Here is a 16292-nt window from a genome sequence, read left to right on the forward strand (position 1 = left end):
AGGATTTCCCCCGAATTCGGGGGGAGGTAGGGCCTGGGGGTCGAACCAGGGGAAAAGGATGCCGAACCGCAAGACTCTCCTGACCGTACTCGCCTGGTTCCTCCTCCTCTTCGGTCTCTTCACCATAGTTTACCACAGGGTAACGGGACATCCCCTCGCACCCGTCTACAGGTACGGGGACCTAAAGTCCTACCACCCCGTTCTCATTCCCTTCGTGTACCTCGCCAGCTACCTCACCAGAGCCTGGGGGGCCTTCCTCTTCGCCTTCATGCTGGGGGGCATGATAGAGGCCTTCGTCCCCAGGGAGAAAATGAAGGGCTACCTCTCAAGCAAGAGCCTCAGGTCCTACGTGCTGGCCGCCCTCTTCGCCCCCGTTCTGGCCGTGTGCTCCTGCGCCATGATTCCCATCTTCGGGGGCATCCTAGCCGCGGGAGCGGGCATAGGGCCGGCCCTGACCTTTCTCCTGATGGCCCCCGCCGGAAACTTCCTCGCCATCCTGTTCACCTCCGAGCTCATCTCCCCTGTAATGGCGGGAGCACGCTTCGCCTTCGCCTTCCTGGGAGCCGTCTTTTCATCGGCCTGCTGACGGCCAGGACGAACTGGGCCAAGAAAGTAGAGGAGAAGTTCGCCGGGATTTCCATAGCGAAAGCGGAGGAAATGGGGGAAAGGGACTTCCGAGAAAAGTCCATCAGCTCCCTATACGAGGCGTACGCCCTTCTGAGAATGATCCTGCCCTACCTGCTCCTGGGAGTGGCGGTGGTGAGCTTCATCGACGCCTACCTTCCAAGGGAGGCTGTGGGGAACTACCTGAGGGGAGGCCTAGGCATCTTTCTAGGGGCGACGATAGGGGTTCCCCTCTACACCCCCACGCTGGTGGAGGTGTTCTTCGTAAAGGCCCTTCTGAACTCAGGGATGTCTTCCAGCGCCGCCCTGGCCTTCCTGCTCGGTGCCCCCATGTCCTCCGTGCCCTCCATGATGGGGGTCTCGAGGATCGTGGGGTGGAGGACGGTGGCGACCTATGCCCTGCTCGCAGTCCTCTGGGCCATGATAGCGGGCTTCGCATACTTCATATTAACAGAAGGATAGAAGGGAGGTGAGAGGAATGAAAATAGAAGTCTTCGGAGTGGGATGCCCCAAGTGCAAGAAGACCGAGGAGAACTGCAGGCGAGCGGTGAAGGAACTGGGTCTCAAAGCGGAGGTAACGCACGTGTACGACCAAGCGGAGATGGTGAAGAGGGGGATCACGAGCAGCCCCGCGGTGGTGATCGACGGGAAGCTGAAGGTGGCTGGAAGGGTTCCTGAGGTGGAGGAAATCAAGAAGTGGCTGGCCTCCAAGTAGAAACAACTTGGGGTGAGGGGGAGGAGTACCAGAGTCTGAGGGTCTGGCCGGCTTAAATCTCGGGATTTTATTTATACTCTAAGCCCTCAGGCAGGAGATGGTGAGAAAAAAGATCAGTCTGGAGGAGGCGAGGAAGATCGGGGAGCAACTGGGACTGGACTGGAAGGACTTCGACGTGGAGCAGTTCAGGTACGGAATGGAGGTGGAGCTAGAGCATGGAAAGAGGGATCCCGAAACCAATGTCACGAACGACGACCTTCTCCTCACCGGAAAAATCGCCCTGGCCCACCTGCGCGAGTTCCCCGACTACTACTTCAGGCTGAAGAAGATGGAAAAGGAAGCAGAGGAGTACTGGAAGAGGAGGAAGGGTCGAGGGAAAAAGAAATGAGGGCGGCGGTCCTCAGGAGGACGGCCCCAGCGGAGGAGTCCCCCCTCTCGCTGGAGGAGCTTCCCACGCCTTCACCCGATGAGGGGGAGATCCTGATCAGGATCTCGGTGTGTGGAATTTGCAGGACCGAGCTCGACGAGGTGGAAGGAAGGCTCAAACCAAAGCTTCCCGTCATCCCCGGGCACCAGGTGGTGGGGAGGGTGGAGGAACTGGGTCGGGGTGCCTCGGGTTACGAGAAGGGGGAGAGGGTGGGGGTAGCCTGGATCTACTGGGCCTGCGGGAAGTGCAGGTTCTGCACCCGGGGGATGGAGAACCTCTGTCCCGAGTTCATGGGGACGGGGTGTGATGTCGATGGGGGGTACGCGGAGTACATGGTGGTACCGCAAGGTTTCGCCTATCCCCTTCCACCCACCTTTCGGGACACGGAGGCTGCCCCCCTCCTCTGCGGAGGGGCCATTGGGTACCGGGCCCTGAGACTGACGGGAATGAAGGATGGGGATATCATAGGACTATACGGATACGGTTCCTCCGCCCATCTCGTCCACCAACTCATCAGATACCTCTTTCCTTCTTCTGAGGTCTACGTTTTCACCAGGAGGAGAGGGGACGGGCCGAGTGAGCTGGCTAGAAGGCAAGGGGCCGATTGGGTGGGGGAAACGGGGGATACACCCCCCAAGAAACTCCACTGCGCCATCGACACCACTCCGACCGGAGAAACGGTGAAGGAGGCCCTGAGGAACCTGGAAAAGGGAGGAAGGTTGGTGATGAACCTGATAAGGAAGGAAACACCCATCCCCGAACTCGACTATACCTCACACCTCTGGGAGGAAAAGGAGATGAAGAGCGTCGCCAACATCACCAGGGAGGATGTGAAGGAGTTCCTGAAGGTTGCCGCGGAAATCCCCTTGAGGCCAGAGGTGAAGGAATTCAGGCTGGAGGAAGCCAATCGGGCCCTGCTCGCCTTGAAGAGGGGGGAATACAGGGGGAGCGGGGTACTGAGGATAAGGGCTTAAGCTCCTCCCAAAAATATGGGGAGGAAATTTTCCGGGAAGTTCAAGATTTCGAACCGACTCGACTCCTGCCTGGATTGTGGCTTCTGCACCCTTCAAATCGCCTGCCCTGGAGAGAGCAAGTGCACCGGTTGTGGTGCCTGTGTATTGGCTTGTCCCCACTCCTCCAAGGTATTGGAAGAAAGGGAAGAGGAAAGGGAAGGTGTGAGGATCTCGGTAAACGGTGAGAGTTTCCATGTTCCGGAGCGTGTGACGGTTTTGAGGGCTTTGGAGTTCCTCGGATTCAAGGTCTCCTCCCTCCCTTGGGAGGAAGGGATTTTCGCCCCCTGCAGGACGGGAGGTTGCTGGGCCTGCTCGGTGGTGATCGATGGGGAACTCAAACCCAGCTGTATTACCCCCGTTCGTGAGGGTATGTCCATCCTGACGGATACTTCAGGCTTCAAACCCCTCCGCCTGGTTTCGGGTTTTCAGGGGCATCCCGTTGGAGGGGTGGGGACACCTTACTGGCTCAAGTCGGGACTCAGGTATGTGGAGGCTGCTTGCTTCGCCCACGGATGTATCCTGCGCTGCCCCAGCTGCCAGAACTGGCACCTCACCTATTCCTCGATCGAGAGCCCGCTCACCCCGGAAAGAGCGGCTGCCCTCATGAAGAAAACGAGGGAAAGGTTTGGGGTGAACAGGATGGCCATAAGCGGTGGGGAACCCACCCTTAACAGGAAATGGTTACTCGAGTATCTCAGGAATCTGAAGGGGATGAACCAGGATCCCGAGGCCAGATTGCACGTGGATACCAATGCGACGGTACTGACGAGGGACTACATAGACGAACTGGTTGAGGCCGGCATGACCGACATAGGGGTGGATCTCAAGGGATTGGAGCTGGAGACCTTCTGCAGGATAACGGGGGTGGAAGAAAGGCTTGCCCGTGAACTCCAAAAGACCGAGTGGAGTGCGGCCGAATACTTCATCAAAGAATACTATCCAGAAGTCTTCGTGGGGATAGGGATTCCCTACAACCCTTCCTTCATCTCCCTCGAAGAGGTGGAGAGGATGGGGGAGAAAATAGCCAAGTGGGACCCGGAGGTTCAGGTCTGTGCCCTCGATTACAGGGCCGAGTTCAGGGCCAGGGGACTCAGAAAACCCACTTATCAGCAAATGCTGGAAGTCAAGAGGGTTTTAGAAGAAGCCGGATTGAGATGTGTCATCTGTCAGACGGAGCGCGGTCATGTCGGTCCTTGAAGGTTGGATGGAAAGGCTGGGCTTGAAACCCAGCCGGAAACTCGTGGCGGTGGTGCTAACGGGGGCCGGGGTTTCGGCCGAAAGCGGGGTACCCATCTTCAGGGGACCCGGATCCCTTTGGGAACTTCCGGAAGCGAGAAAACTCGCGGCCAGGGCCAGACCCCCTTGGAACAACCGGGGCACTTGGGAGTTTTACGAGTGGAGGAGGCAGCTCGTTTCCAGATGTAAACCCAATCCTGCCCATTTGGTGATAGCGGAGATGGAAAGGTACTTCGAGGATTTCACCCTGATCACCCAGAACGTGGACGGTCTCCATCAGAGGGCGGGAAGCAGGAGGGTTTTCGAGTTACATGGGAGCATGTGGAAGGGAAGGTGTCCGAAGTGCGAGGAAATCGTGGATCTCCCGGAAACCCCCCTTCCCGAGCTTCCTCCCAAACACTCCTGTGGAACCCCCATGCGACCCCATGTGGTCCAGTTCGGGGAACCCGTCGATCGGCTGGCCCTCACGGAAGGAATAAAAGCCAGCTCCAAGGCCGACCTCTTCTTCGTGGTGGGTACCTCGGCCGTTGTTCACCCGGCCGCTGGACTCCCCTTCCTAGCCCTGGAAAGCGGGGCAAAGGTGATAGAAATCAATCCCACGGAAACTCCCCTAACCCCGTACGTCACCCTTTCTCTGAGGGGGAAGGCTGGGGAAATCTTGCCCAAGCTCTGGAGGGAATTCCTTTCGAAGGAAGCCTGAGGCAAGATCACTCGTAGACCTTTTCCTCGGTTCTATCTGCCTCTGCAGCATCGGCCTCCACATCCCTAGAAGCTTGGGGGGCCTGCAAGAATTCCCTGTAGAATTCGTGTTGGATGATGAGATCCATGATCTCGTTAGTTCCCGTCCAAATCATGGCCAGCCTCATGTCCCTCAACAGGCGTTCCACGGGAAAGACCGTGGTGTAACCTATCCCCCCGAGGATCTGCATGGCATGGTTCACCACCTGCCAAGCGGCCTCTGTGGAAAACTTCTTGGACTCAGAAACCAACCTCCTCACACGTCCAGGTTCTTCCCCCGCATCTATGGCCCTAGCGGTGAGATGGACCAAGCCCCTAGCCGCATCCAAGAGGGTGAGGCTATCCGCTATCTTGAAGCTCACCGCCTGAAAACTCCTTATCTTCTGTCCGAAGGCCTTTCGCTTGTCGGCGTACCTAGCAGCCACCTCGAGGGCTGCCCTCGCCATGCCGATGGAACCTGCGGCCGTGGTCATCCTTTCCGGGATCATCATGTGCCAGAACACTTCCGCCCCACCGTTTTCCTTCCCTATTATGTTCTCCGCCGGTACCTTCACATCCCTGAAGTATACCCTTCCGGCACCCCCTCCCCTCGTACCCATCAGTCCATAGATGTACTGAACCTCTACGCCGGGCCCCCTTTCCACCACGAAACAGGTAAGGGCCTTGTGGGAGGGTGCGGAAGGATCCGTACGGGCGTAAACGAGGAAGAGATCCGCCCCTTCGGCTCCTACGATGAAGCGCTTCTGTCCGTGAAGAATATAGGTATCTCTCTCCTTTCTGGCGACGGTAGTGGTCCCAAAAAAATCCGAACCTCCCCTGGGTTCCGTGAGGGCCTCGGCCACCGTCAACTTTCCCTCCAGCACGGGACGCAACCATTTTTCCTTCTGCTCCGGGGTACCGAACTTGTTCAGGGCCTCACCCACGATGCTCACAAGGGAATAGAGACAGGCCAGGGAGGCTCCCAGCACCCCCACTTCCTCCAGCGCTATGACTTCTTCCTCCCATCCCAGTCCCCTTCCTCCGTATTCCTTGGGGAAACGAAGACCCAGTAGCCTGCGACGGGCAGCCTCCTCCAGGAAGACCCTGGGATAACGCACCCTTTCGGCATCCATGTCCAGGAGAAGTTGTCTGGGAACCCATTTCACGAACTCACGCACTTCTTCCCTGAGCTTTCTCTGCTCCGGTGAGAGGAGGGCTTCAATCATTCTCCCAAGTTCAAAACCGTTGGAGGATATTTATCCCTATTCCATAGAAAGGGAGGGGAGCGATGAAGAGAAGAGGGTTAGGCGATCCATGAGCTCGCAAGGTATTTCTGAGCTCCCCTTCTAACAAATCGTTTATCGCCATCATCCAAACGAGGATTAAGGCTGTGATCTTCGGGAATACGGAACGTCCAATTCCTCAGCATTTTATACACCATTTCCAAAGGTAAAGAGAGGAACATGGGAAGGCTGATGAACGGAAGGGAATACATCCAGAGCCTCAGGAGGCTGAAACCCACCCTCTACTTCATGGGGAGGAAAATCGAAAGCGTGGCGGACGAGCCCATGCTCAGGCCGCATGTGCAGGCGGCTGCCATGACCTATGAACTGGCGCACGACCCAAGGTATGAGGAGATCATGACTGCCGTTTCCCACCTCACGGGTGAAAGGATCAATCGCTTCACCCACATTCACCAGAGCACAGAGGATTTGGTGAAGAAAGTCATGATGATGAGGCTTCTGGGAAGGAAGACGGGAAGCTGCTTCCAGAGGTGTGTGGGGCTTGATGCCTTGAACTCCCTCTACATCGTCACTTACGAGATCGACCAGAAACTTGGAACGGATTATCACCGCCGCTTCGTGGAATACCTGAAAAAGGTGCAGAGGGAGGATCTGATGTGCACGGGCTCCGTCACCGATGTAAAGGGCGATAGGAGCTTGAGACCCCATCAGCAACCTGATCCGGATCTCTACGTCAGGGTGGTAGAGAGGAGGGAGGATGGAATAGTGGTGAGGGGGGCCAAAGCCCATCAGACCGGGGCCGCCAATTCCCACGAAGTAGTGGTCTTACCCACTCGCGCCCTGGGTCCAGAGGATAAAGACTACGCTGTGGCCTTTTCCGTTCCCATCGATACACCAGGTCTCATCCAAATCTTCGGAAGGCAAACCAACGATACTCGAAGATTGGATGGAGAAATAGATTGCGGAAACCCGAACTACGGAATCGTGGGGGGAGAAACCCTGATGATCTTCGACAACGTTTTCGTACCCTGGGAGAGGGTGTTCATGTGCGGGGAGTACGAGTTCGCCGGAAGGTTGGTAGAAGTCTTCGCTACCTTCCATCGTCAAAATTACGGTGGATGTAAGGTGGGCGTCGCCGATGTCCTCATAGGTGCTTCCGCCTTGCTGGCGGAGTACAGCGGAATAGCGGGCTCCTCCCATGTGGAGGACAAGCTCACGGAAATGGTCCATCTTTCCGAGACCTGCTGGTGTTGCTCGCTGGCTTGTTCTTACCTAGGGCACAGGACCCCATCCGGAGCCTATCTGGCCGATCCCCTGCTGGCCAACGTGGTGAAGCTCAACATCACTAGGTTACCCTACGAGTGGTCCAGACTGGCACAGGATCTGGCAGGGGGACTGGTGACCACCGCACCTTCGGAGAAGGATCTGAAGAATCCAGAGATAGGGAGGCTGGTGGAGAAGTACTTGGCCAGGAAAAAGGGGGTACCCACAGAACACATCCTCAAGCTCTTCAGGCTGATAGAGAATCTTTCCCTTGGAGGACAGCTTCCGGAATGCATGCATGGGGCCGGTTCACCCCAAGCCCAGAAGATCGTGATAAGGAGGAGGGCCGGAATCGAGGAAAAAAAGGAGTTCGCCAAGAAAATCGTGGGTTTGGAAAGGGACGAACACTTGGAAAAAATCAGGGGGTCCAAATAATCCGGTGCGGTGGGGACTAGAGGAAGTAATAGAATTCGAGGGGACGAAGTTCCCTGAATTCTTTCGTCTGTTTTACGAGGTGTCTCCGGATATCGAGGCAGAGGTGACACGCCGAAACATATCCCTCCTTCCTCTCCCTATAACCATGTTCCTTTCCAAGTTCCAACAGTTTTCCCAGACTGGTGGCCAAGGCCCGGAGAACGGGAAAATCCTCCAACTTTAGCTCTGCTGGAAACTCCAGATGTCTAGCATCACCCAGCGAAATTCCACCACAATAGCCGGGAAGATAGTTGAAGTAATTGTCCACATGCACATGCCAGGGTCTGGTAAGCTCTCCCAAACAGGAACGGTGGAGAAAGTGTTCGGCTGGATAGTGAGCACAGAGGTGTCCCAATCTGAAGGGAAACCTACCCATCGGTAAAAGCTCCAGTTCTGCTAGGATTTCTTCCCCCTCCAACTCCAACAGCTTCTCCAGTCTGAGGATTCCACGAAAGCCCCTCCTGAAAGCCCAGCGGAAAAAACCTTCCTGGTAAACCAGCAAATTCCTCCCGAAGATCTCCCCTCCCACCCTCACCGCCAACTCGGCACGCTCGAAGGGAACGTGCTCCAAAACGAAGGGATTGGTGCTTACCAGCAAACCGTCCAGTCCTTCCTCCTTGAGGGCGAGGAGCCTCTCCTTAGTTTCCTCTTCCTCCACACACCAGAAGGCGTTGGTTTCAACAAAGGTGGCCGGAATCTCCAGCTCACTCGCTATCTTCACCAACTTACGGAGAAGGGAGAAATTGAGAAAGGGTTCCCCACCCGTGAAGTGTAGACCAAGGTTCACCCCCACCCTGCTGAAACCAGGTGGATATTGCTCCCGGAAAGCGGCTGCAAGTTTGGCGAGGACCTTCTCGGCTCCAGTTGGATCGATCCAATCCTCTTTCCTGTGCGGGGAACAGGCGTACATGCAATGCCTGCATTCACCCACGCACCTGTACGTGAGGAAAAGTCCGCAGGAGAAAGGTGGAGGTATTCTCAGGACCTGCATCCTTTTTTCTCGAAGACCCAAAAGAAGAGCCTTCCTAAAGGACTGGATTGGATCTGATCTTCTCAAATTCATGCGGAGCTCCGAGTTGCTTTTTTTTTACTCTAGATAGAAGTGAGGAAGTGGAGCCTTCCCCCATTAGGGTGGGAAAAGGAGCTGGTGAAGAAGTTCTAAAGATAATTCAACAAGCCAACAAGAGTCTCTTCGTGGTCTCGCCCTGGATTTCACCTTCTTTGGCAGACTTGTTGGTCAGAAGGGAGAGGGAAGGAATCAGGGTTGAAGTGGTTACCCTAAACGATCCTTCAACCAATAAAGAGGCTCTACGCCGCCTTTTCCGCACGGAAAGGAAATTAAGACTTCCCTTGTTAATCTGTGGTAGTCTCCTTACCCTGCTCGGTCTGGTCTTTCTACAGAAGTTTCTTTACCCGAGCTTACTCCTCCTGTTTACAGGACTTTTCGCGATGCTCTTGGGCAGGGGAAAAGGCAGGATGATTGCGAATGTCACGCGTGCTGTTGTCCTCCCACCCTCTTCCGGCCTCCATGCCAAAATTTACTTGGCCGATGAAAACGTCCTCCTCGTAGGCTCCCCAAATCTGACAATAGCTGGAATCCGCTCTAACCTAGAAGCTGTAGCAAAGCTGAAAATCTCGGAGGAAGAGGCGAAGAAAATTAGGGCAATATTCTTTCCTCAGGGTTGATTTTTAGTCAAGTAAAGAGAATCCACTATCCCTACCAAGCAAGACTCGGAGGTTATCGACCGGTGACTCATAGTCCCCCTTAACCCCGGAGGCCGAGACACAGTTCTCCACCACTCCTCCACTCCCTCTCCTGGAATTTCCTCGAAGTGGACAAAGTTCCTCTGAACACAAGCTCGACATCCTGGCCCAGAAGACCAATGGATGAGTTTGTCGAAGGTCCAGTCGCTTAGAAGGAATAATAAAACAGGGAAAAAGAAGAGATGATGCGGAAGTTCCTGAAGACGGTCGCCGGGATCCTGGCCTCCGGGGCAGTCTTCTCCCTCTCCCTCCTCCTCCTGGTCCGGCTCTTCGGCTGGCCCGGGCTCACCCCTCCCCTGATGGGGATGCTGGCGGTGGCCTGGGTGGCCGGGGCCTCGGCGGGAGGGAAGCTGGCCGGGGGATGGGCTGCCGGGATCAGCCTCCTGCTGGCCGTGGGGCTGGTGGGGGCGGTGGCCTACCGGGCCTGGAGGGAGGAGGCAGGGGAGCCGGTGACCTGGAGGGTGGATGCGACCTTCGCCTACGTGGGCTCACCGGAGAACAAACCGCTCGAGAACGTGGCCGTGTTCTTCCCCGTTCCCAGGGCGGAGAACGGGGGTCCGGTGGGTGAGTACTTCATAGGGTGGAAGCTCTACAAGGTGGACGAGAACGGGGTCTGGCACCTCCAGCACACCTGCAACTACGACAACTCTTACGAGCCCGTGAACCTCTATCCTCCGAGGGAGAGCCTGCTGGTGGAGATCAAGGGGGGAACAGGGCCAGGTGGTACTACGAATGGTCTTAGAATGATGGAGGGCGGTTTCTATTTCGACAGGCTCTACCCCGGCGAGGTTATTTGGGCTTACGGATGGACAGTAACCCGCAAAAAGAAGGTAACCTTGCGCCTCCCCAACGACAACAGGAGCGGAGGAGGAATGCTTGGTTTTGCCACTCTAGGAGAGTTCAGGAGGTTTGAGTTTCCTGTCCACGTGATCATTTGGGCCAGCCTTTCAAAGCTTGTCAAAGGCGAGAACGGGATGTACTTCCAAAAAGTGGAAGGAGAAGAATACAGGAGGGAAGTGGAGGACCACACTGGGGAAACTGGCTTCTACCTTTACTTATACAAATAGGGTGGATTTTCTATCGCCTCTCTCTCAGCCATTTCCCTCAGCGCAGGATCCCAGTAGTTCAGGTAGACTATTGTACCCTCGGGCGGGTTGGAGATGCGGGGATCACCCGGCAACAGGTACTCGACCTTCCCGGTCCGCAGGTCTTTGAGCACATACGGGAGGTCCCAGTTTATGGCTTCCGCCTGGGTGGGCGGACCACCGGCCGTTCCCCCGTCGTAGACGCCCAGGAGCCGCTTGAACTGGTCATCCGGAGGAACAACGGTGCCTCCAACACCCCTTCCCTCCACCCACATGGTGATCTCGTAGTTGTCGTCCGGCAACAGGTTTTCCACCCCCACGAACCTGGAAGACCCCTCGGCCGTCACCTGGAGGGAGGAAGAAGCCACCTCCCTCCTCCTCCCGCTCAGGTCCACGGCGTAGGCCTTCACGGTTGCCGTGTAGGTGCCCGGAGAACCCGGGGAAACGGTCAGGATGGTGGAGGCGGGACTGGAGAACCGGAGCTCGGAGTCCTTCAGGCTCCCCCCCGAGGCCTCCAGGTAGACCGGTCCCGCGTACCCGTTCTTCGGACTCACGGTCACGGTGGCGGAGACCGGTGACCAGGAGGCGGGGACCTCGTAGACTTTGTAGGCGGTGTAGTTCTCCGTCTCCACGATGGGGATCTTCACGACCGTGTAAACTTCCTGGAGCTCCGTCACGTACCCGGGCTGGGGTGGCCCCACCTCAAAGGTGGCAGGGTACTCCACCTTCCCGTTGGAAACCCTTCCTATCCGGCCGTTGTCGCCGGAGAAGGTGATGGGTTCCCAATAAACGGTCCCGTCAGCCGGCGGGCGCTCGCTCCTCCTCTCCACCCACCCGTAGACCGGCTCCGCCCTAGTGGCCAGGTAGCCGGTGAGCTCCTGCCTGGTGGAGGAGGTGACGTTCCGGTAGTCCCACCCGTTCCCGCTCACCGGTGGGGAGGAGAAGGTCTGCCTCCCCTTGAAAACCCAGTCGTAAACATCCACCGTGATGATGTCCCTTGAGTAGGTGTCGTATCCGTAATTGTAATAGGTGCGAACGGTGGTCTCGGTATAGGTTCCAAGGTATTGATACACTACCTTGTCCTCCCCCTTCAGAAAGTCCCCTCCCTGGGTGAAGGAAGAACCTCTGTATTCGGTGAAGAGGACCGTTCCGCTTTCAATTGGCTCCCATCCGGCATAGTACCAGTCCCACCTGTACCTGGTGTACTGATACCTGTAGTAGGTGGTGCCTACGACAGTTTGATAGGAGGTCATCCACCACCTCAGGGCCGAAGTCGAGGAGTAGTATTCCCACCTTTCGCTGGTTGAAAGGGGAGGACTGGTGAGGTTGGTACCGAGAACGACGGTGGATGTCCTGTACCATGGACCGTATTCGGTTCTCGTACCCACCTTCTCCCAGTGGTAGACGTCCGCTTGATACTCGGTAACGATCCGGTACTGGGGAGTAACGGTCCAGCCCTCGGCCTTTAGAACCTCCACCTCGTTCCTTTCCTCCCGGTAGGTGTCGTAAAGGATCCCGCTGTCTATCTTCACCCATCTGTATCCGTCAGGAAGGGGGGGAAGGGAATCCAGGATCTTGGCCTTCTCGTAGGTTCTCCCGGTGGGCACCCAATTTCCCGCTTCCGGTTCCAGGCTCCGGCTTTCGGTCCTGGTTCCCGTCTGGGCCCACTCCTTCCACCTCCAGCCCGAGGCGATTTTCTCCTCTCGATAATCCGTGACGATGAGTCTAGCGGTTTGGAAGGGAATTTCTACCCTTTTGAAGGAGGCGACCGGTGAAAACTTAGAAGGTTCGGAAAGGGAAATGTCAAAGGGATCGAAAAGAAGGTTTAACACTCCAATATCCTTGACCTTACCCGTGGTAAGAAAACCGTGCACCACAAGTTCACCCCTTTCCCGATAAATCTCCAAGTTTTCCTTTTCCAGACGCTTCAAGAGGGAAGGGGAAGGCTTATAGCCGGGAACAGGGAGCCTCAGCCAGAACTCATGAACTCCTGGCTCCAACCCCTCGAGCTTAAAGGAAAAATTACCACCCTGGCCGGAACTGGTGGAGTAAAACCTGGGAGAAGAATGAACTTCCAAGGACAGGGGAAGGGAAAGACCTCCGAACTCATCCTCCACCGTTCCTTCCAGCGAGGTGGTGAGGTCGGAGTAGTAAGAAACGTATTCACGATGAAGGGAAAGGGCAGGGGGAGAAGAAAGGAGCACGAAGAAAAGGGAAAGCGTCGCGAGAGTCAACCTCCGTATCATCCCCCCACGACCCCCTTGCGCCCGAAAAGATGATTTCTACAAACTTTTAATGCTATCGCTTACCCGGAGATTTTTTTCCTTCAGTTTTCCCAAACATTAATCTTTCCTTTTCCATATGAGTTGATGGAATTCAGAAGATTGGCGGAACTCTGTGAAAGATTGGAACAGACCAGCAAGAGAAAGGAAAAGATGAAAATGGTTTCCTCTTACCTTTCCTCCCTCTCGAAGGAGGAGGTGGAACCCTTCTGCCATCTCCTCCTCGGAAGGCCCCTTCCCCCCTCCAGTCCCCTCACGCTCGGTGTGGATTGGGCTACCCTGAAGGGGATTCTCCTCAGAGTCACCGGATTAACTTCCTCTGACCTCTTTCAGGCCTTCCACTCCACCGGTGACTTGGGGGAAGCAGCCAAGCTCCTCTTCCAACGCAGGAAATATTTCTCCCCCACCCTAGACAGCAAACCTCTCGAACTCCTCGAAGTTTGGAAGGTCCTGGAAAGGGTAGCGCTGGAGAACGAGAGGGAGAAAAAGGAAAGACTGTTGGAAGGTGTATTGAATCGCTGCACTCCGGAGGAGGCCAAGCTACTGGTCAAAACGATAACGGGAGAGATGAGGACGGGATTCAAGGAGGAGATGCTCCTCTCCTCCCTCGCGATGACCTTTGGAATGGGGGAGGAAGAAATAAGGAAGGCCTTCGCCCTCTCCTCCGATGCAGGAAGGCTGGCGGGAATGCTGGTGGAGGGAGGAAGGGAAAGGCTCATCTCCCTAGAAGTCGTTCCCTTTCAACCCCTCGAACCCATGCTGGCCCAGCCTGCAGATGGAATAGAGGAGATCTTGAAGGAACATGGCACTTCCTCGCTGGAAGTGAAGCTGGATGGAGCAAGGGTACAAATCCACAAGTCGGGAAAGGAGGTGAAAATCTTCAGCAGGGGGTCCAAGGAGGTGACGGGGAGCCTCCCGGAAGTGGTGGAGGAGGTGAAAGGACTTGAAGTCGACAGGGTCATCCTGGATGGAGAGGTCATAGCGGTGGATGAGAAGGGGAAGCCCCTCCCCTTCCAGTACCTCCTCAGGAGGTTCAGGAGGAAGTGGGGAGTGGAGGAGAAGAAGAAGGAGGTACCGGTGAGGCTACAGCTCTTCGATCTCCTCTATCTCAACGGTCAAACCTTCCTCCACCTTCCCTATTCGGAAAGGAGGGAGAGGTTGGAAGAGGTTTGTGGGGGAAAAGTAACTGAAAGGATCCTCACCTCGAGCCTGGAGGAGGCAGAGGAATTCCTGAAAAGGGCCAGAAAGGAAGGACACGAGGGGATAGTGGCCAAGCTTCCGAACAGTCCCTACCTGCCCGGGGCCAGGGGAAAACTTTGGCTCAAGTTCAAGCCCGTTCCCGAGACCTTGGACTTGGTGATCGTGGGGGCGGAATGGGGACATGGGAGGAGGGCCAAATACCTTTCCGATTATTACCTGGCCGCTTGGGATCGGGAAAAGGGGAAGTTCGAGATAGTGGGAAAGACCTTCAAGGGGTTGACGGATGAGGAGCTTGCGGAAATGACTGAGAGGCTGAAGGCCCTGGAAACCTCCACCGAGGGAAGGAGGATTTGGGTCAGACCGGAGGTGGTGGTGGAGGTGGCTTACAACGAAATACAGAAAAGCCCAAGGTACCCCTGCGGCATGGCACTCAGGCTGGCTAGGATCGTGAGGATAAGGGAAGACAAAAGGGCCCAGGAAGCGGACACCATCCAGAGGATGAGGGAACTCTTCGAGAGGCAGGGAAGGGAATGAAGGATTATTCCATCGAAACCTTTGGACTAACGAAAATCTTCAACGGTTTACCGGCGGTGGAGGACCTCACGCTAAAGGTAAGAAAGGGGGAAGTGGTGGGTCTACTCGGGCCCAACGGGGCTGGAAAGACCACCACGGTGAGGATGCTCTGTTGTCTTCTCAAACCCACTTCCGGAAAGGCCTTCGTGGTAGGCTATGAAGTGGGAAAGGATTCCCTCGAGATAAGGGAAAGGATAGGTCTCCTCCCCGAAGTACCGGGTCTTTACGGAGAACTGAGCGCCCTGAGGAACCTTGAGTTCCATGCCAGGTTGCATGGAATGCCGAAGGAAAAGGCTAGGAAAAGGGCCGAAGAGCTCCTGCGGATTTTCGGTCTCTGGAAGAGAAGAGAAGATCCCGTGGCTACTTTTTCCAAGGGAATGCAGCAAAAGATCGCCCTCGCGAGGGCAATGATTCACGAACCCGAGGTCCTTTTCCTAGACGAGCCCACTTCTGCCCTAGATCCGGAGGCGGCAAGGATGGTGAGGGACCTCATCCTGGAGCTCAGGAAAGAGAAAAGGACCATCCTCCTCTGCACCCACAACCTCCACGAGGCGGAGGAACTCTGCGATGGAGTGGCCATCCTCAACCATAGGATGCTGGCCTTTGGTCCTCCTAGGGAACTGGAAAGAACCTTCGGGAAAAAAGAAGTGGAAATCCAGGTGGAAGGGATGAGCAGGAGGATGGTGGAGGCCCTCAGGAAGATAGAAGGGGTGAGGAGCCTGAGGAAAGAGGGAAACAGGTGGCTGGTGGAAGTGGAGAATCCGGAAAAAACCAATCCAGAAATCGTGGAGGTTTTGGTGAAGATGGGTGGAAGGGTAAAGTACGTCAAACCGATCTCTGGAGGGCTGGAGGAAGTTTACCTCAAACTGGTGAGAAGCGATGAGGTTTGAAAGGGTCTGGGAGGTCGCACGTAAGGACATGGAAAGCGCCAGAAAGCACAAATACGTACTCTACGGATTCATTGGAATCCCACTCATTTTTGCCCTCCTCGTTCCCCTCACCACCCTCTATCCCGTGTTGGGGGGAGAAACCCCTTCAGAAAATGAACTACCACCCTTCGCCCCTCCAGGGATGGAACCAAAGCAAGCATTGGTGGCTGGATTGGTGGACACCACCATTCTGATGTTCATGTTTCTTCCCTCCTTCATACCCTCGGTGATAGCCTCCTATACCTTCGTGGGGGAAAAGGTCAACCGCCAGCTCGAACCCCTGCTGGCAACTCCCTTGACCGATCTGGAGCTATTACTGGGCAAGGTTCTAGGGGCTTTCCTCCCTTCCCTTTTCGTGACCTGGGGCTCCTTCCTCCTATTCGTGCTGGTGGTGGACCTCCTCACCTTCCCCCTCTTCGGTCATCTCCTCCTCCCCAATCCCCTCTCCACAGTGGTACTTTTGGTGTACTGCCCGCTGGTTTCCCTCCTCTCCATTTCTTGGTCGGTACTCATTTCCTCCAGGGTAAGCGACGTGAGGGCATCCATGCAATTGGGGGGAGTAGCCATCCTCCCCGTTCTTGCCTTTTACTTCCTCTGCATGGGGGGAATCCTACCCCTGGGAAAGCTCGCCCTCGCCGGATTCGGGGTCTTGCTGGCCTCCGCCGCATCTGGACTTTTCCTGCTGGGAAAAAGAACTTTCAGAAGGGAGGAAATCCTTACCCGATGGAAATGAACCGATCCCTTTG

Annotated in this window: 16 protein-coding genes; 13 read left to right on the forward strand and 3 right to left on the reverse strand. The window is 55.9% G+C overall.

What is annotated here, in order from left to right:
* Positions 1-58: 58 nt before the first annotated feature.
* The 7 genes from QXG22_02065 to QXG22_02095 all read left to right on the forward strand — a co-directional run bounded on the left by QXG22_02065 (position 59) and on the right by QXG22_02095 (position 4715).
* On the forward strand, positions 59-586 hold the full coding sequence (locus QXG22_02065; protein ID MEM0358783.1) for a permease: 528 nt from the start codon (positions 59-61) through the stop codon (positions 584-586).
* A gap of 71 nt (positions 587-657) precedes the next feature.
* On the forward strand, positions 658-1086 hold the full coding sequence (locus QXG22_02070) for a permease (protein MEM0358784.1): 429 nt from the start codon (positions 658-660) through the stop codon (positions 1084-1086).
* Positions 1087-1102: 16 nt separating this feature from the next.
* Positions 1103-1339 (forward strand): thioredoxin family protein, encoded by a 237-nt coding sequence (locus tag QXG22_02075; GenBank protein ID MEM0358785.1) that lies wholly within the window; start codon positions 1103-1105, stop codon positions 1337-1339.
* A gap of 97 nt (positions 1340-1436) precedes the next feature.
* Complete coding sequence (locus QXG22_02080; GenBank protein MEM0358786.1) at positions 1437-1727, forward strand: DUF5661 family protein; 291 nt, start codon at positions 1437-1439, stop codon at positions 1725-1727.
* Entirely contained in the window at positions 1724-2740 is a 1017-nt protein-coding gene (locus QXG22_02085; protein ID MEM0358787.1) for a zinc-dependent alcohol dehydrogenase family protein, read from the forward strand. The genes QXG22_02080 and QXG22_02085 overlap by 4 nt, the downstream gene beginning before the upstream one ends.
* Before the next feature lie 15 nt (positions 2741-2755).
* A complete protein-coding gene (locus tag QXG22_02090; GenBank protein ID MEM0358788.1) occupies positions 2756-3976 on the forward strand; it encodes a radical SAM protein in 1221 nt (406 codons plus the stop codon).
* The gene (locus tag QXG22_02095; protein ID MEM0358789.1) at positions 3963-4715 is read left to right on the forward strand and encodes an NAD-dependent deacylase; all 753 of its coding nucleotides are present in this window, start codon (positions 3963-3965) and stop codon (positions 4713-4715) included. Before QXG22_02090 ends, QXG22_02095 begins: the two co-directional genes overlap by 14 nt.
* Positions 4716-4722: 7 nt before the next feature.
* Here the strand turns inward: QXG22_02095 and QXG22_02100 are convergent, their stop codons facing one another.
* Positions 4723-5958, reverse strand: a complete 1236-nt coding sequence (locus QXG22_02100; protein ID MEM0358790.1) for an acyl-CoA dehydrogenase family protein — start codon at positions 5956-5958, stop codon at positions 4723-4725.
* 237 nt (positions 5959-6195) lie between these two features.
* Here QXG22_02100 and QXG22_02105 point away from each other — a divergent pair, with 237 nt between their 5' ends.
* Positions 6196-7674 carry a 4-hydroxyphenylacetate 3-hydroxylase family protein gene (locus QXG22_02105; protein MEM0358791.1) on the forward strand — a complete coding sequence of 493 codons (1479 nt, stop codon included), beginning with the start codon at positions 6196-6198 and terminating at the stop codon, positions 7672-7674.
* 16 nt (positions 7675-7690) lie between these two features.
* Here the strand turns inward: QXG22_02105 and QXG22_02110 are convergent, their stop codons facing one another.
* On the reverse strand, positions 7691-8704 hold the full coding sequence (locus tag QXG22_02110; GenBank protein ID MEM0358792.1) for a radical SAM protein: 1014 nt from the start codon (positions 8702-8704) through the stop codon (positions 7691-7693).
* A 47-nt stretch (positions 8705-8751) separates the two neighbouring features.
* Between QXG22_02110 and QXG22_02115 the strand changes: the two genes are divergently transcribed.
* Together QXG22_02115 and QXG22_02120 are read left to right on the forward strand one after the other, a co-directional pair.
* Positions 8752-9399 (forward strand): phospholipase D-like domain-containing protein, encoded by a 648-nt coding sequence (locus tag QXG22_02115; GenBank protein ID MEM0358793.1) that lies wholly within the window; start codon positions 8752-8754, stop codon positions 9397-9399.
* Positions 9400-9662: 263 nt separating this feature from the next.
* Positions 9663-10544, forward strand: coding sequence for a hypothetical protein (locus QXG22_02120; protein ID MEM0358794.1), 882 nt, complete (start codon positions 9663-9665; stop codon positions 10542-10544).
* Here the strand turns inward: QXG22_02120 and QXG22_02125 are convergent.
* Entirely contained in the window at positions 10529-12808 is a 2280-nt protein-coding gene (locus QXG22_02125) for a hypothetical protein (GenBank protein ID MEM0358795.1), read from the reverse strand. The genes QXG22_02120 and QXG22_02125 overlap by 16 nt on opposite strands.
* Positions 12809-12931: 123 nt before the next feature.
* Here QXG22_02125 and QXG22_02130 point away from each other — a divergent pair, with 123 nt between their 5' ends.
* The 3 genes from QXG22_02130 to QXG22_02140 are packed head-to-tail and all read left to right on the forward strand — an operon-like array spanning position 12932 to position 16279.
* Positions 12932-14578: an ATP-dependent DNA ligase gene (locus QXG22_02130; protein ID MEM0358796.1), complete on the forward strand. Its 1647-nt coding sequence runs from the start codon at positions 12932-12934 to the stop codon at positions 14576-14578.
* Complete coding sequence (locus QXG22_02135; GenBank protein ID MEM0358797.1) at positions 14575-15507, forward strand: ATP-binding cassette domain-containing protein; 933 nt, start codon at positions 14575-14577, stop codon at positions 15505-15507. Before QXG22_02130 ends, QXG22_02135 begins: the two co-directional genes overlap by 4 nt.
* A complete protein-coding gene (locus QXG22_02140; GenBank protein MEM0358798.1) occupies positions 15497-16279 on the forward strand; it encodes an ABC transporter permease in 783 nt (260 codons plus the stop codon). Before QXG22_02135 ends, QXG22_02140 begins: the two co-directional genes overlap by 11 nt.
* The last annotated feature ends 13 nt before the right edge of the window (positions 16280-16292 follow it).

It is taken from the genome of Candidatus Hadarchaeales archaeon, assembly GCA_038736355.1.
Classification (GTDB): domain Archaea; phylum Hadarchaeota; class Hadarchaeia; order Hadarchaeales; family WYZ-LMO6; genus WYZ-LMO6.

Bases quoted from the DNA above. Each gene is read 5' to 3' on its own strand.
- QXG22_02065 (MEM0358783.1), top strand. From the start codon at position 59: ATGCCGAACCGCAAGACTCTCCTGACCGTACTCGCCTGGTTCCTCCTC.
- QXG22_02070 (MEM0358784.1), top strand. From the start codon at position 658: ATGGGGGAAAGGGACTTCCGAGAAAAGTCCATCAGCTCCCTATACGAG.
- QXG22_02075 (MEM0358785.1), top strand. From the start codon at position 1,103: ATGAAAATAGAAGTCTTCGGAGTGGGATGCCCCAAGTGCAAGAAGACC.
- QXG22_02080 (MEM0358786.1), top strand. From the start codon at position 1,437: ATGGTGAGAAAAAAGATCAGTCTGGAGGAGGCGAGGAAGATCGGGGAG.
- QXG22_02085 (MEM0358787.1), top strand. From the start codon at position 1,724: ATGAGGGCGGCGGTCCTCAGGAGGACGGCCCCAGCGGAGGAGTCCCCC.
- QXG22_02090 (MEM0358788.1), top strand. From the start codon at position 2,756: ATGGGGAGGAAATTTTCCGGGAAGTTCAAGATTTCGAACCGACTCGAC.
- QXG22_02095 (MEM0358789.1), top strand. From the start codon at position 3,963: ATGTCGGTCCTTGAAGGTTGGATGGAAAGGCTGGGCTTGAAACCCAGC.
- QXG22_02100 (MEM0358790.1), bottom strand. From the start codon at position 5,958: ATGATTGAAGCCCTCCTCTCACCGGAGCAGAGAAAGCTCAGGGAAGAA.
- QXG22_02105 (MEM0358791.1), top strand. From the start codon at position 6,196: ATGGGAAGGCTGATGAACGGAAGGGAATACATCCAGAGCCTCAGGAGG.
- QXG22_02110 (MEM0358792.1), bottom strand. From the start codon at position 8,704: ATGCAGGTCCTGAGAATACCTCCACCTTTCTCCTGCGGACTTTTCCTC.
- QXG22_02120 (MEM0358794.1), top strand. From the start codon at position 9,663: ATGCGGAAGTTCCTGAAGACGGTCGCCGGGATCCTGGCCTCCGGGGCA.
- QXG22_02125 (MEM0358795.1), bottom strand. From the start codon at position 12,808: ATGATACGGAGGTTGACTCTCGCGACGCTTTCCCTTTTCTTCGTGCTC.
- QXG22_02130 (MEM0358796.1), top strand. From the start codon at position 12,932: ATGGAATTCAGAAGATTGGCGGAACTCTGTGAAAGATTGGAACAGACC.
- QXG22_02135 (MEM0358797.1), top strand. From the start codon at position 14,575: ATGAAGGATTATTCCATCGAAACCTTTGGACTAACGAAAATCTTCAAC.
- QXG22_02140 (MEM0358798.1), top strand. From the start codon at position 15,497: ATGAGGTTTGAAAGGGTCTGGGAGGTCGCACGTAAGGACATGGAAAGC.